The 13,237-nt window shown below is 71.3% G+C and carries 14 protein-coding genes; 5 read left to right on the top strand and 9 right to left on the bottom strand.

From position 1 onward, the window contains the following. Positions 1–12 precede the first annotated feature (12 nt). From AB0J74_RS09420 to mca, 4 genes are all read right to left on the bottom strand, one after another. The gene (locus AB0J74_RS09420) at positions 13–972 is read right to left on the bottom strand and encodes a phosphotransferase (protein ID WP_363446362.1); all 960 of its coding nucleotides are present in this window, start codon (positions 970–972) and stop codon (positions 13–15) included. A gap of 104 nt (positions 973–1,076) precedes the next feature. Then, a complete protein-coding gene (locus AB0J74_RS09415; protein ID WP_363446360.1) occupies positions 1,077–3,602 on the bottom strand; it encodes a bifunctional diguanylate cyclase/phosphodiesterase in 2,526 nt (841 codons plus the stop codon). A gap of 260 nt (positions 3,603–3,862) precedes the next feature. Then, the gene (locus AB0J74_RS09410) at positions 3,863–4,111 is read right to left on the bottom strand and encodes a hypothetical protein (protein ID WP_363446358.1); all 249 of its coding nucleotides are present in this window, start codon (positions 4,109–4,111) and stop codon (positions 3,863–3,865) included. Between the two features lie 52 nt (positions 4,112–4,163). After that, positions 4,164–5,045 (bottom strand): mycothiol conjugate amidase Mca, encoded by an 882-nt coding sequence (gene mca, locus AB0J74_RS09405; RefSeq protein ID WP_363446356.1) that lies wholly within the window; start codon positions 5,043–5,045, stop codon positions 4,164–4,166. A gap of 122 nt (positions 5,046–5,167) precedes the next feature. On the opposite strand from mca, the gene AB0J74_RS09400 reads away from it, so the two are divergent. Together AB0J74_RS09400 and greA are read left to right on the top strand one after the other, a co-directional pair. Further along, positions 5,168–5,602, top strand: coding sequence for a DUF4307 domain-containing protein (locus tag AB0J74_RS09400; RefSeq protein WP_363446354.1), 435 nt, complete (start codon positions 5,168–5,170; stop codon positions 5,600–5,602). Positions 5,603–5,689: 87 nt separating this feature from the next. Next, complete coding sequence (gene greA / locus AB0J74_RS09395; RefSeq protein WP_363446352.1) at positions 5,690–6,190, top strand: transcription elongation factor GreA; 501 nt, start codon at positions 5,690–5,692, stop codon at positions 6,188–6,190. On the opposite strand, the gene AB0J74_RS09390 is transcribed toward greA, so the two are convergent. From AB0J74_RS09390 to AB0J74_RS09370, 5 genes are all read right to left on the bottom strand, one after another. Continuing rightward, a complete protein-coding gene (locus AB0J74_RS09390; protein ID WP_363446350.1) occupies positions 6,187–6,717 on the bottom strand; it encodes a GNAT family N-acetyltransferase in 531 nt (176 codons plus the stop codon). The genes greA and AB0J74_RS09390 overlap by 4 nt on opposite strands. Continuing rightward, positions 6,714–7,925, bottom strand: coding sequence for a threonine ammonia-lyase (gene ilvA, locus AB0J74_RS09385; RefSeq protein WP_363446348.1), 1,212 nt, complete (start codon positions 7,923–7,925; stop codon positions 6,714–6,716). Before ilvA ends, AB0J74_RS09390 begins: the two co-directional genes overlap by 4 nt. A 58-nt stretch (positions 7,926–7,983) precedes the next feature. After that, positions 7,984–8,706 (bottom strand): DUF4328 domain-containing protein, encoded by a 723-nt coding sequence (locus AB0J74_RS09380; protein WP_363446346.1) that lies wholly within the window; start codon positions 8,704–8,706, stop codon positions 7,984–7,986. A gap of 93 nt (positions 8,707–8,799) precedes the next feature. After that, the gene (locus AB0J74_RS09375) at positions 8,800–10,200 is read right to left on the bottom strand and encodes an amidase family protein (RefSeq protein WP_363446344.1); all 1,401 of its coding nucleotides are present in this window, start codon (positions 10,198–10,200) and stop codon (positions 8,800–8,802) included. 46 nt (positions 10,201–10,246) lie between these two features. Continuing rightward, positions 10,247–11,389, bottom strand: coding sequence for a cystathionine gamma-synthase (locus AB0J74_RS09370; RefSeq protein WP_363446342.1), 1,143 nt, complete (start codon positions 11,387–11,389; stop codon positions 10,247–10,249). Positions 11,390–11,412: 23 nt separating this feature from the next. Here AB0J74_RS09370 and AB0J74_RS09365 point away from each other — a divergent pair, with 23 nt between their 5' ends. The 3 genes from AB0J74_RS09365 to AB0J74_RS09355 all read left to right on the top strand — a co-directional run bounded on the left by AB0J74_RS09365 (position 11,413) and on the right by AB0J74_RS09355 (position 13,225). Continuing rightward, a complete protein-coding gene (locus AB0J74_RS09365; RefSeq protein ID WP_363446341.1) occupies positions 11,413–11,823 on the top strand; it encodes an HIT family protein in 411 nt (136 codons plus the stop codon). A 9-nt stretch (positions 11,824–11,832) separates the two neighbouring features. Then, a complete protein-coding gene (locus tag AB0J74_RS09360; protein ID WP_363446339.1) occupies positions 11,833–12,699 on the top strand; it encodes an NAD(P)-dependent oxidoreductase in 867 nt (288 codons plus the stop codon). Positions 12,700–12,775: 76 nt separating this feature from the next. Beyond that, positions 12,776–13,225: a helix-turn-helix domain-containing protein gene (locus AB0J74_RS09355; RefSeq protein ID WP_363446337.1), complete on the top strand. Its 450-nt coding sequence runs from the start codon at positions 12,776–12,778 to the stop codon at positions 13,223–13,225. Positions 13,226–13,237 lie beyond the last annotated feature (12 nt).

The following is a 13,237-nucleotide window of genomic DNA, read 5'->3' as shown; positions in this document are numbered from 1 at the left end:
ACCTCCAGCCTTTCACACGCTGCGGCCCACGGCCGCGAACGCCTTGGCGATGTTCCACTCGGCCAGGTCGAGCATCCATTGCCGGTCGGGAAAGTCGGTGCTCGCGATCCGCAACGGCCCCTCGATCAGCGACAGCACCTGGGCGTAGCGGTAGAACTCGAGCCGCTCCGGGTCGCAGTCGACCGGGTCGAGCCGCCGGTAGTGATCGCCGAAGCGCATCTGGATCCAGGCGTGGTCCCACTCGATGTCGAAGTAGGCCAGGCCCTCGAAGTCGATCAGCACGGGTTCGTTGGCTTCGGTCACCAGGACGTGGTCGGGACCGAGTTCGCCGTGCACCAGCGCGTAGGTCTGGCGTGGTCTGACCGCCGCCCAGAGGGCGTCGACGTGGGTGACGATCCGGTCCCGGGCGGCGGCGAGGCGGCTGTCGCGCTCCGCGGCCGCGTCGAGATCGGTGAGGGCCCGGTCGCGGATGATGTCTTCCGTGCGGCGGGCCTGCGACCCGATGGCGGCGAGCTTGCCGTAGTGGGGGCCGAACGTGGTGTGCATCCGCCTGATGGCGGCGCCGAGCTCGGCCAGCGGCGCGTCTTCGGCGTCGAGGCGGTCCTCCAGCTTCGTCGACCCCGCGTCTTCGACGAGCGCGAGGTCGGCGTCGAGGTGCCGGCGGGAGCGGTCGAAGAAGATCAACCCCGGCACGCGTACGCCGGCGGCGCTGAGCGCGGCATGGTTGGCGGCGAACAGGTCGGGGCCGTTGGCGTCGGTGAAGGGGTCGTCCGGCACGGTGGCCGCGGGTGGCCAGTAGTTCTCGGCCTCGGCCCAGACGTAGGCGATGAGGCTGGTGCCGTCATCGAGCGTGAGTCGGTAGACGCCCTTCTTGGTGCCACCGGCCAGCCGGGTCAGCGTGCTCAGCCGTCTTGCTGTTTGGTCGGCGACGACGTCGCGCAGGTCGTCGGCTCGCAGGAAGGTCCGCACCACGCCGGCTATGGTTCTGCGCCCGGCGGTCCACCGCAAACGACTTACGGCGCCGCAGAGTCGACGCCGCCGACGCAACCCCTGGCCGGAGCGAAGCGGGCGAAGGGTCAGGCCGACCCATCAGCACGCAGCGGAAAGACCTGCGCCCGGGCCGAATCGGTGAGCTGACTGAGCACAGCCACGATCTTGTCCGCCGGCATCGGCTTGAAGAAGTGATAGCCCTGGGCGGCACCGCAGCCGAGGGTTTCCAGAGCCAGCCGCTGGGCGGCCGTCTCGACCCCTTCGGCCACGACCCGCAACCCCAGCTCCTGGCCGAGACCGATGGTGAACCGGACGATCGCCGCCGCCTGGGGAGAGTCGGCCATCCGCATCACGAAGGAGCGGTCGACCTTGACCTCGTCGACCGGGACGCGGGCGAGGAAGGCCAGCGACGAGTACCCGGTGCCGAAGTCGTCGAGCGCGATCCGCACGCCCATCGACCGCAGCCCGGCCAGGACCTCGTCGATCACGTCCTGGTCGCTCATCACGACCGTCTCGGTGATCTCCATGACCAGCCGGTCGGCCGTGACGTCGTGCTGGCGCAGCAGCTCGGCCACCGCGTTGGGCAGGTGCTGGTCGAGCAGGTTGTGCGCGGACAGGTTGACCGCGATCGGCACATCCATGCCGTGCGCGGCGACGTCGGCGGCCACCTGCAGAGCCTTGTCGATCACGTAGAGCGTGAACGCACCCAGCAGATCGCTCTCCTCGGCCGCCCGCACGAAGTCGCCGGGTTTGAGGACGCCGCGCCGCGGGTGTTTCCAGCGGATCAGGGCCTCCACCCCGGTCGGCGCGCCCGTCGTCAGGTCGACCGCGGGCTGCAGGGCCAGCACGAGCTGGTCGTCGACCTGCAGGGCCTCGCGCAGTTCGGCCAGCAGCGTCAACTGATCGGTGCTGCTCTCGTCGCGGCTCGGGTCGTAGCAGGCGGTGTTGCCGCCGCCGCCCTCCTTCGCCTGCCGCAGCGCGATGTCGGCCCGGCGGAGCAGCTCCGGCAGGTTGGCGCTGCCGGCGGCCGAGACCACCACACCCGCGGACGCGTCGACCGCGACCTGGATGCCCTGGACCTCGGTTGGTGCCGCCACGGCGTCGACCAGCTCGGCGGCCCGGTCGAGGGCCCGCGAGGTGCTCATCCGTTCGACGCCCGCGATCAGCAGCGCGAACTGGTCGACTCCGAGCCGGCCGAGCAGCTCGCCGGGGCCGGTCAGCAGCTTCATCCGGGCGGCCGCGGCGGCAAGGAGTTCGTCGCCAGCGGCGTGGCCAAGGGTGTCGTTGACCGTGCGGAAGCGGTTGATATCGACGACCGCCAGGGCGACCGGGTGGTCACGGCTCAGGCGGCGCAGCGCGGCGTCGCCCTGTGCGATCACCGCGGCCCGGTTGAGCAGGCCGGTCGGCGCGTCGTGGACGGCGTCGTACGACGAGCGTTCGCGCAGCAGTGACCAGGCGCGGTGGGTGACCGCGTCGTGCAGCGCCACCGCCAGCGTGTCGCCGAACGACCGCAGGGCGAACTCGTCGCGGGCGGACGGCAGGGTCGGCCGAGGGAGGGCGACCCGGATCTGGCCGACCAACTGGCCCCGCACGGTCAGCTCGCGGACCAGGGTGGACTCGGCGTCCTCGGTGGCCGGGCGCTCGTCGGAGTCGTCGACACCGCTGCCGCCGTCGGCGTCGCCGTAGTAGTGGCGCCAGCCGCCGTCCATCCGGACCACGTCGAGGTCGACCCGCTCGGCCACCAGCAGCCGCAGGGCGCCGGCGACGCCGGCGGTGGCGACCTCGTCTTCGTCGAGCTTCTTGAGGGCGCTGGTCGCGCCGGCGAACTCTTCCCAGGCCCGGCGTTCGTCGGCGGCGCGCAGCCGCTGGCCGTAGGTCTGCTGGAGCAGCCACAGCGCCGGCGGTAGCAGCAGCAGCCAGCGCGGGTCCTCGTGGACCATCGCGACCACGACCAGGCCGACGACGACGTTGCCGACGAACATCAGCAGCTTGTCGTTGAGCGCCCGCAGCAGCGTGGCGAACAGCGGGACGCCATGCACCAGCCGCAGCGTGACCACCGCGAGCAACGCGCCGACCAGCAGGTAGGTGAGCGCACCGAGGATCAGCGCGGCGGCCAGGGGCGGGGTGAGCGGAGCGCCGATCGGGTCGGCGAGGCGGCAGGCCACCGTCACGGCGGCGGCGACGGCGACCGTCTGGCACGCCGCGATGTGCAGGACCTCGAGCGGCGTGCGGAGCTTCGCGAAGACCGAGAGCAGGAGCCAGGCGGCGCCGGCGCCAGCGAAGGTCGCGGCGGGCAGCCAGCCCGATGGTGCGGTGTAGAGGCCGATGATCAGCGCGGCCTCGCCCCAGTTGACGGAGAGTCGACCGGAGCCGATGCGTAGTCGGAGGCTGGCGAGTTGCGCCAGCGCCATCACGCCGCAGGCGATCGCGAACCGGCCGGCGGCCGGCAGCGGGTCGCCGGTCGGGACGACCGCGGGCAGCAGCAGGCCGGCGGTCGTGGCGCCGGCCGCGAGCACGAGCAGGAAGCCGGTGAAGCCGTGCGCCCGCGCCGGCACCTCGGCTGCCCCGGAGCCACGGGCCACCCGCCACAGACCGGCACGCAGCGCGCTCATCGCCGACTCCCGCCCACGGGACGGTCGGCGAGACCTCGGCAATGATCGCCAAACGACAGATCGCGCCGGGAGCGGCCGGCGATCGTCATCGGCGGCCCCCTTCCGCGCACGCCACGGAAACCCACACGGGTCCCCACGGCGGAAGGCTAAGCCAAACGGAGTGGGTGCAACAGGGGGTAGACGTCTGCTTTGACCGTCAATGAACGCTGTCGTGCCTGGTCAGATCCGGAATGACCAGTCTGGAACGAATCCAGTGCTGGTCAGGAACGGTCAGTCGGCGCGGCAGGTTTCGTTGCGACAGATTTCGCGGCGGTCGGATCCGCGACACTCTCATCCTGACCGGGGAAGCGTTCGGGTAGCCGCTTGAGCCGCTTGTTCATGTTGCGGATCAGCAGGACCGTCGCGGTGCCCAGCAGGATGATCAGGAGCAGCCCGGTCGGGCCGGCCAGGCCGCCCTCCCGGGTGTCGCCGAAGTTGTTCACCGCGAGCACGCCGGCAACCGACAACATGGCGACACACTCCTCTTCCGACCGGGGGGACCCTCACGCTACGCCCGCCACCTCAGGCGGCGCGCACCGCCTCCCGGATGCCCGCGAACAGGTCGGACTCGGGCACCGGGCTGTCGACCAGCGACTTGACCAACTCGAAGTCTTCGGTGGGCCAGACCTTGCGCTGGATGTCGAGCGGGACCCGGAACCAGAAGCCGTCGGGGTCGACCTGGGTGGCGTGTGCCCGCAGCGCGTCGTCGCGCACCTCGAAGTAGTCGCCGCACTCGACCCGCGTGGTGACCCGGTCGCCCTTGTCTTCGCGGGTGTCCCACTCCTTGAGCCAGTCGGTGTAGGGCGACTCGAGCCCGGCCGCCAGCATCGCCTCGTGCATCGCCAGCACGCGGGCCTTGCTGAAGCCGAGGTTGTAGTAGAGCTTGAGCGGCTGCCACGGCTCGCCCAACTCGGGGTATTTCTCCGGATCGCCGGCGGCCTCGAAGGCGGCCACGCTGATCTTGTGACACATGATGTGGTCGGGGTGCGGGTAGCCACCGTTTTCGTCGTAGGTGGTGACGACGTGCGGACGGAACTCGCGAATCAGGCGCACCAGTGGTGCCGCGGCCACCTCGACCGGCTCGAGCGCGAAACAGCCCTCGGGCAGCGGGGGCAGCGGGTCGCCCTCGGGCAGGCCCGAGTCGACGAAGCCCAGCCAGGCCTGCTTGACCCCGAGGATCGCCCGGGCCGCGTCCATCTCCGCGCGGCGGATCTCGCTGATGTTTTCCCAGACGTCGGGTCGGTCGAGCTTGGGGTTGAGGACACTGCCGCGCTCACCGCCGGTGCAGGTCGCGACCAGGACGTCGACCCCCTCGGCCACGTAACGCGCGGACGCCGCCGCGCCCTTGCTCGACTCGTCGTCGGGATGTGCGTGCACCGCCATCAGACGCAACTGCTCAGCCACGAACCTGCTCCCCCTCATACCTGCCGTGGGCCTGGTCATCCTCGGCTGCGAGGATGGAACCCTGCCATTCTGGCCGATCGCACCGACAGAAATCCGTCGGGCCAGCCTGAGGGGTGCCCCCGTTGACCGAGACGCATTCAGCAACCACGCCGGCCGCTCCGGTGTTCCCGCCCGGCCGATATGGCCGCCGGCGCGAACGGCAGCGTCGCCGCCCGTGGCTGGTGGCCGGGCTCGCCCTGGTCACCCTGCTGGTCGGCAGCCTCGTAGCGGTCCGGCTCTACAAAAACTACGGGGACCCGGCGTACGACGCACAGGTAGTGACCTATACCGACATCGACGACACCGGCCTTACCCTGGTGTTCCGGGTGACCATCCCAGAAGGTGGGCAGGCGACCTGCGTGCTGCGGGCCCGATCCAGGGACGGCGCCGTGGTCGGCACCCAGGACGTGCTGGTCAGGGACGAGCCCGGCGACGGGACCACGCAGGTGACGCAGCGGATGACGACGTCCGCGAAGGCCATGATCGGCGAAGTCCTGCGCTGCGTACCAGCTCAGTAAACGGGTGTTTCGGGCGCGACACCCGATGGTCGATCGCTGGTAAGTTGGAAGTTCGTATTTGTCACCCGCCAACCAAGGAGATCGTCTGTGTCCACGACCGACCGCGGGGCTCCCGTCACATGGTTGTCCCAGGACGCGCATGACCGGCTCCAGGCGGAGCTCGACGAGCTGATCGCGGCCCGGCCGGTGATCGCCGCCGAGATCAACGCCCGCCGCGAGGAAGGCGACCTGCGCGAAAACGGTGGTTACCACGCCGCCCGTGAAGAGCAGGGAAAGCAGGAACACCGGATCAGCTACCTCAAGGAGCTGTTGCGCACCGCGCAGGTCGGCGACCGGCCGACCGCTGACGCGGTCGCGCCCGGCACGGTGGTGACGATCCACTTCGACGACGACGCCGACGACACCGAGACGTTCCTGCTCGGTTCGCGCGAGATCGCCGCGACCACCGACCTGACCGTCTACAGCCCCGAGTCGGCGCTCGGTAAGGCCATCCTCGGCGCACACAACGGCGACACCGTGACCTACACGGCCCCGAGCGGCGCCGACATCAAGGTCACCGTGGTCACCTTCGCGCCGTTCGAGGGCTAGCGCAGCTCGGCCCGCGCGAGCACGCCCACGCCGCCCTCGAAGGTCAGCTCCGGAAACCAGAAGTCGCGGGTCACCTCGACAAAGCCCAGCTCGGTGTGCAGGTCGAGCGACGCCTGATTGCGCGCTCTCGCGAAATACCAGACCGCCTCGGCGCGCTCGAAAATCGACGCCATGCGGGCCACGGTGAGCGCCCGGCCGACGCCGCGCCGTCGGTAGGCCGGGTCGACGACCAGTCCGAGCAGATACCAGCCGGCCGGCGCCGCGTTGTCAGGCGCGTCGGCCGGCGGCGTGTACAGGGCGCTGCGGCCATACCCGATGATCCGCCCTTCGTCCTCAGCGACGTGCAGCATCCGATCAGCGTCGGTCGCGCTGTCACGCAGCGAGTCGGCCCACGTCACCGGGTTGAGACCGAGCACGGTGACCGCGAGTTCGAGGCAGCCCGGCACGTCGTCGAGACCGCCGCGGCGCACCGGCACGGAAGGGCCGGCGGATGGCCGATCCGGCTTGTACGCCGCGAACCAGGTCATCCGAAGGACACCACGTACCCGCTGGCCCGCAGCGCGCCGACCACCAGGTCGGAGTGCTCGGCGCCGCGCGTCTCGACGGACAGGGCGACCTCGACCTCGCCGAGTCGCAGGTGCGGGTTCTGCCGCTGGTGCACCACGTCGACCACGTTGGCCGCCTGGCCGGCGATCTGGCCGAGCAGGTTGGCGAGCTGGCCCGGGCGGTCGGCGCAGCGCACCGTGATCCGCAGGAACCGGCCGGCGGCCGCGAGGCCGTGCTCGATCACCCGGCGCAGCAGCATCGGGTCGATGTTGCCGCCGGAGAGCACCGCGACGGTCGGCGGCTCGGCCTCGACCACGCCGGCGAGCAGGGCCGCGACGCCCACCGCGCCGGCCGGCTCGACCACCAGCTTGCCGCGCTCCAGCAGCATCAGCAGCGCCCGCGAGATGTCTTCCTCGGTGACCGTGACGATCTCGTCGACCAGCTTCTCGACGTGGGCGAAGGTGATCTCGCCCGGGCAGCCGACCGCGATGCCGTCCGCGATCGTCGAGAAGCTGGCCAGCCGGGTCGGCTCGCCCGCGGCCAGCGAGGGCGGGAACGCGGCGGCATCGGCCGCCTGCACGCCGATCACCCGCAGGTGCGGGTTGATCGCCTTGGCGGCCACGGCGATGCCGGAGACCAGCCCGCCGCCGCCGACGCCGGTCACGATGGTGCGCACCTGCGGGCACTGCTCGAGGATCTCCAGCGCGACGGTGCCCTGGCCCGCGATCACGTCGGGGTGGTCGAACGGGTGGATGAACACCGCGCCGGTGCGGTCGGCGAACTCCTGGGCCGCGACCAGCGACTCGTCGACGGTGGCGCCGACCAGCTCGACGGCCGCGCCGTAACCCTTGGTCGCGGCGACCTTCGGCAGCGGCGCGCCCTCGGGCATGAAGACGGTCGAGCTGGTGCCGAGCATCTCGGCGGCCAGCGCGACACCCTGCGCGTGGTTGCCGGCGCTGGCGGCCACCACGCCGCGGGCACGCTCGGCGTCGGTCAGCCGGGCGATCCGGACGTACGCGCCGCGGACCTTGTACGAACCGGCGCGCTGCAGGTTCTCGCATTTGAGCCAGCCCGGCCCGCCGAGCTGGGCGCTCAGCGGGCGGGACGGTTCGAGGGGGGTGGTTCGCACGACGCCGGCCAGGAGCTGCCGCGCCGCCTCGACGTCGGCGAGGCCGACCAGGTCCGTCATGCCCCGATCGTCGCACTTCCGGCATCGGCCGGCGCGGCGGGCCGGCTTGTAACCCGCGTCACCCGCCGATCGCCGGGCTCGGGTCGATGGGCAGGTTCCGGTTCTGCGCCTCGTACCAGCCGCGGTGGATCCGGTCCTCCTGCGCCGCAGAGACCCGGGGCACGAAGACGGCGAACGCGGTCGCGGCGACGACGGCCGCGATGCCGGCGACGGTCTCGGCGGCGGCGAAGGTCTGGTACTGGTCCGCCAACGCGTCGAGGTCCGCGCCGGTCTCGGGCTGGTTGTCGAACACCGTGCTCGCCACCCGGTCGACGGCATAGGTGACGACCAGGGCGAGCCACCAGACGACGGTCAGGGCGCTGACCCACCGCTCGCGGCTGCTCTGCCGGGCCACGTTGGCCGCCAGCCGAGCGGGAATGACCGCGTTGGCGAACGGCATGAACCAGCCGCCGATCGCCCAGCCGGGGCTGAGCACGGGCTGCGTGTCGGGGAACGCGTCGAGGTTCTTGCGGGCCCGCCACAGCCAGATGATCGTCAGGGTCAGCGCGGTCAGCTGGGCCAGCGTGGTGGCGAGAGAGACCACCGTGGTCAGGTCTTCGAGCGCGATCGCGCCGTCGAGGTCAGCGGCGACGACCGCCGCGTCGACGCCCTTCCAGATTGCCCACAGCATCGCCGGGTAGACCACATTGCCCACGGCCGCCAGCGCGACCACCGCGACCGCGGCGATGCCGACGCCGCGTACCCGATATGTCTTGTGCCCTTCCCAGACCGCCTGGCTCATGACCCTCCCCCGCTTCATTGATCTTGGACCGGATGATTCTGCGGTCCGTTCCGCGGCGAGGAGGTCAACCATGTGGCTCGATATCGACGCCGATCAGGGGGTGCCGGCCGGATCGGCGACCCGGGGCCAGGAGGTGGCGTGCCGGGGCCAGGGCGCGGCCAGCTCGAACTGGCCGGCGACGGCCAGCAGCAGCGTCTCGCTGCCGGGCGGCCCGACGAGTTGCACGCCCAGCGGCAGCCCGTCGGGGCGCAGGCCGACCGGCACGACCAGCGCCGGCAGCCCGGCCAGGTTCCACGGCGCGGCGTAGGGCGCGTAACGCAGGCTGGTCAGCGCGTTGGACCGCCACGACCGGGCCGACCACCGCTCGGCCGCCGGGGGTGCCGCGGCCAGCGCCGGGGTGACCAGCACGTCGACGCCGTGGTCGGTGAAGAAGTCGATCGAGCGCTGGCGCCAGGCGTCGCGGTCGTCCTGGCGGACGTAGCCGCGGCGGGTGACCCAGTCGCCGAGCGCGGCGTGCCGGCGGGTGCGGCCCTGCAGCGTGGCCCGGTCGAGGGCGTCGAAGTCGGCGTCGCTGGCAGCAGCGGCGAACCAGTGCGCCATGCCCTTCAAACCCAACGACATCGGGTAGACCGGGTCGATCGTTGCCACGTCGTGCCCGGCGCCGACCAGCACCTTCGACGCCGCGGCGACGGCGTCGCGGTTGGGCGCGTCGGGCCGGATGCCGGCCACCGGCGAGCGGGTCGACACCGCGAACCGCAGCCGGGCCGGCTCGACCAGCTTCTCCGGCTGGCGGCCGGCGAGCACCGCGAAGACCATCGCCGCGTCGGCCACGCTGGTGGCGAACACGCCGTGCTCGCTGAGCCCGAACCAGCCGTCGGCGCCCAGCTCGCGTGGCACCACGTCGCGGCCGGGCTTGAGGCCGAGCAGGCCGCAGCAGGCGGCCGGGATGCGCACCGAGCCAAGCCCGTCGGTGCCGTGCGCGACCGGCACCATGCCACTGGCGACCGCGGCCGCCGCACCGCCCGACGAGCCGCCGGGCGTGCGGTCGGTGCGCCAGGGGTTGCGGGTCACCGCCGTCTCGTCGTCGGTCATCGCGAACAGCGCCAACTCCGGCATCCGGGTGAGGCCGACGGCGACCGCGCCCGCGCCGCGCAACCGGCGGACCACCTCGTGGTCTTCGGCCGCGATCGGTGCCCGGGCGGCAGCCGAACCGTTCCAGATCGGCGCGCCGGCGATCGCCGTGTTCTCCTTGATCGCCACCGGGACGCCGGCCAGCGGCAGGCTCGACAGGTCTTCGAGAACGTCGACCTCTTCCGCCTCGACGATCGCCGCGCCGGCCCGGACGGTCCGGAACGCGGACACGACCGGGTCGGCGGCGGCGATGTGGTCGAGATGATCGGCGACGACACGGGTCGCGGTGGTGTCACCGCGCCGCACGGCGCGCGCGATCTGGCGCGCGGTCGCGCCGACCCAGCTCGGCACAGTCTCTGGCACGGGCCACCCTCCCCATCGGGCCTACGCACCGCATCGTCTCAAGTGGTCAGCCGAGCGCGCGCTCCAGGTCGGCCAACAGATCGTCAGCGGTTTCAATGCCGACCGACAGTCGCACAAGATCCGCCGGAACTTCAAGCGGGGAGCCGGCCGCGCTGGCGTGTGTCATCCGGCCCGGGTGCTCGATCAGCGACTCGACGCCGCCCAGCGACTCGGCCAGCACGAAGAGCTTGGTGCTCTCGCAGATGCGGACCGCCGCCTCCTCGCCACCGGCCGCGCGGAACGAGACCATGCCGCCGAAGCGCTTCATCTGCTTGGCGGCCGTTTCGTGCCCCGGGTGGCTGGTCATGCCCGGGTAGAGCACCTCGGCGACCGCCTTGTGCTGGCGCAGGTAGTCGACCACCCGCTCGGCGTTGTCGCAGTGCCGGTCCATCCGCACGCCCAGGGTCCGGATGCCCCGCATGGTCAGCCACGCGTCGAACGGCCCGTTGACCGAACCCATCGCGTTCTGGTTGTACGCGAGCCGCTCACCGAGTTCGTCGTCGCCGACGATCAGCGCGCCGCCGACCACATCGGAGTGCCCACCGATGTATTTCGTCGTCGAATGCACCACGACGTCGGCTCCCAGGCTCAGCGGTTGCTGCAGGTAGGGCGACGCGAACGTGTTGTCGACGACCAGCAGGGCGCCGGCGTCCCGGGCCAGCGCGGCGGTGGCGGCGATGTCGTTGATGCCGAGCAGCGGGTTCGACGGCGTCTCGATCCAGATGACCTTCGTCTGACCCGGCCGGATCGCGGCCCGGATCGTGTCGATGTGGTGGATGCTGGCCGCGGTCCAGGTCAGCCCCCAGCGCTCGGCCACCTTGGCGAAGAGCCGGAACGTGCCGCCGTACGCGTCGTCCGGGATCACCACGTGGTCGCCCGGCTGGCACACGGTGCGCAGCAGGGTGTCTTCGGCGGCGAGCCCGCTCGCGAACGCCAGGCCGCGGCGGCCGCCCTCGAGCGCGCGGAGGCACTCCTGAAGGGCGTCGCGGGTCGGGTTGCTGGAGCGGCTGTATTCGTAGCCCTCGCGGGGCACGCCGACGCCGTCCTGGGCGTACGTGCTGGTCTGGTAGATCGGCGGCACGACCGACCCGGTGCGCGCCTCCGGGTCCTGGCCGGCGTGGATGGCGAGCGTCTCGAAACCGTAGGTCATTGGATGGAGGCTAGTCTTCGTCGGTGGCGGACTGCGTGTTCTGTGGCATCGTGGCGGGCGAGGTGCCCGCGTTCGTGGTCGGATCGACCGACGATTGCGTCGCGTTCCTCGACACCCGCCCCGTGTTCAAAGGCCACACGCTGGTCGTACCTCGTGAGCATTTTGTGGTTTTGTCTGATCTGCCGGCTTCCGCCTTGTCCGGATATTTCGGGTTCGTGCAGGCCGTTGACCGGGCCGTGCAGTCGTCCCTCAACGCCGGCGGCTCGTTCGTGGCGATCAACAACCGGGTCTCCCAGTCGGTGGCACATCTGCACACCCACGTCGTGCCGCGCACCAAGGGCGACGGTCTGCGCGGCTTCTTCTGGCCGCGGACGAGGTACGCGTCCGACGACGAGGCCAACGACTACGCGAAGCGGATCGGCGCGGCGCTGTAACTTCTCGGCATGACAACACGCGTCGTGGTGACCGGCGGCAGCGGCAAACTGGGCCGTGCCGCCGTGCGAGAGCTGATCGAGCACGGGTACGAGGTGCACAACGTCGACCGGGTGCCGTCGCCGGACCCGGTGGCCCCGTTCACCCGCATCGACCTGGGCGACTACGGGCAGGTCGTCGAGGCGCTGGCCGGCATCGAAGACCGCTACGCGTCGGTCGACGCGGTCGTACACCTGGGCGCCATCCCGGCACCGGGCCTGACCGCCAACGCGGCGACGTTCACCCACAACATCACCGCCACGCACCACGTCTTCGCCGCGGCCCGCGCGGCCGGCATCACGAACGTCGTGTGGGCGAGCAGCGAGACGCTGCTGGGCCTGCCGTTCGGCGACGTTCCCCCGCCCTACCTGCCGGTCGACGAGGAATATCCGGCGCGGCCGCAGTCTTCCTACGCGCTGGCCAAACACCTGGAAGAGCAGATGGCGGCCCAGTTCTGCCGCTGGAACCCGGCGCTGAAGATGATCGGCCTGCGGTTCTCCAACGTGATGGAGCCGGCCGACTACGCGGCCTTCCCGTCCTATGCGGCAGACCCTCGGCTGCGTAGTTGGAACGCCTGGTCCTACATCGACGCCCGCGACGGCGCCCAGGCGGTGCGGCTGGGACTGGAACTCGACGCCACCGGCATGGACATCTTCATCATCGCCAACGCCGACTCGGTCATGCCGCAGAAGTCGGCCGACCTGGCCGCCGAGGTCTTCCCCGACATCCCGATCACCCGCGACGTCGGCGACCACGGCACGTTCCTGTCGATCGAAAAGGCCCGCCGCGTGCTCGGCTACGAGCCCCGCCACAGCTGGCGAACCGAGCCGGCGGCCTGATCACGAGACCATCCAGCGCCAGGCACCCAAATCGGTTACAGTTATTTCGGATGCCCTTGCGGCAGGGGGTGGGGACATGGCGCGATCAAGCGCCCTCAGCGCGGCGACGCGGGTCGAGCCTGATCCGGATGATCAGGAACGGGCGGCGGCGGTGAGCCGGGTAGTCGCCGACGCCGACCGCCTCACGATCCTGCTTCCCGACGGTCGCGAGATCGAGCTCCCAGCGGCCCTGGTCAGCGTGCTCCGGGCGACGGCCGACGAGTTGTCGGCGGGGCACGCGGTGACGGTCCTAGCCTCCGAGGTGTTGCTCAGCCCGGCAGAGGTCGGAGAGCTTCTCGGGTTGTCGCGGCCGTTCATCGTGCGTCTGCTCGACGAGGGCCAGCTACCCGCCGAGTACCTACCGGACAGTCGTCACCGCGTGGTGCGCCTCGCCGCCGTTCTCGAGTTCCAGGCGCGCCGAGAGCGGCGGCGCACTGGCCGCCGCCGGATCGCGGAGATCGCGGAGAACGAAGACCTTCCCTACTGAAGGACAGGAGTC

Source organism: Asanoa sp. NPDC049573, assembly GCF_040676615.1.
GTDB lineage: Bacteria > Actinomycetota > Actinomycetes > Mycobacteriales > Micromonosporaceae > Asanoa.
The sequence above is the reverse complement of the archived record's forward strand: the minus strand, read 5'-3'. Positions and strand labels throughout refer to the sequence as shown.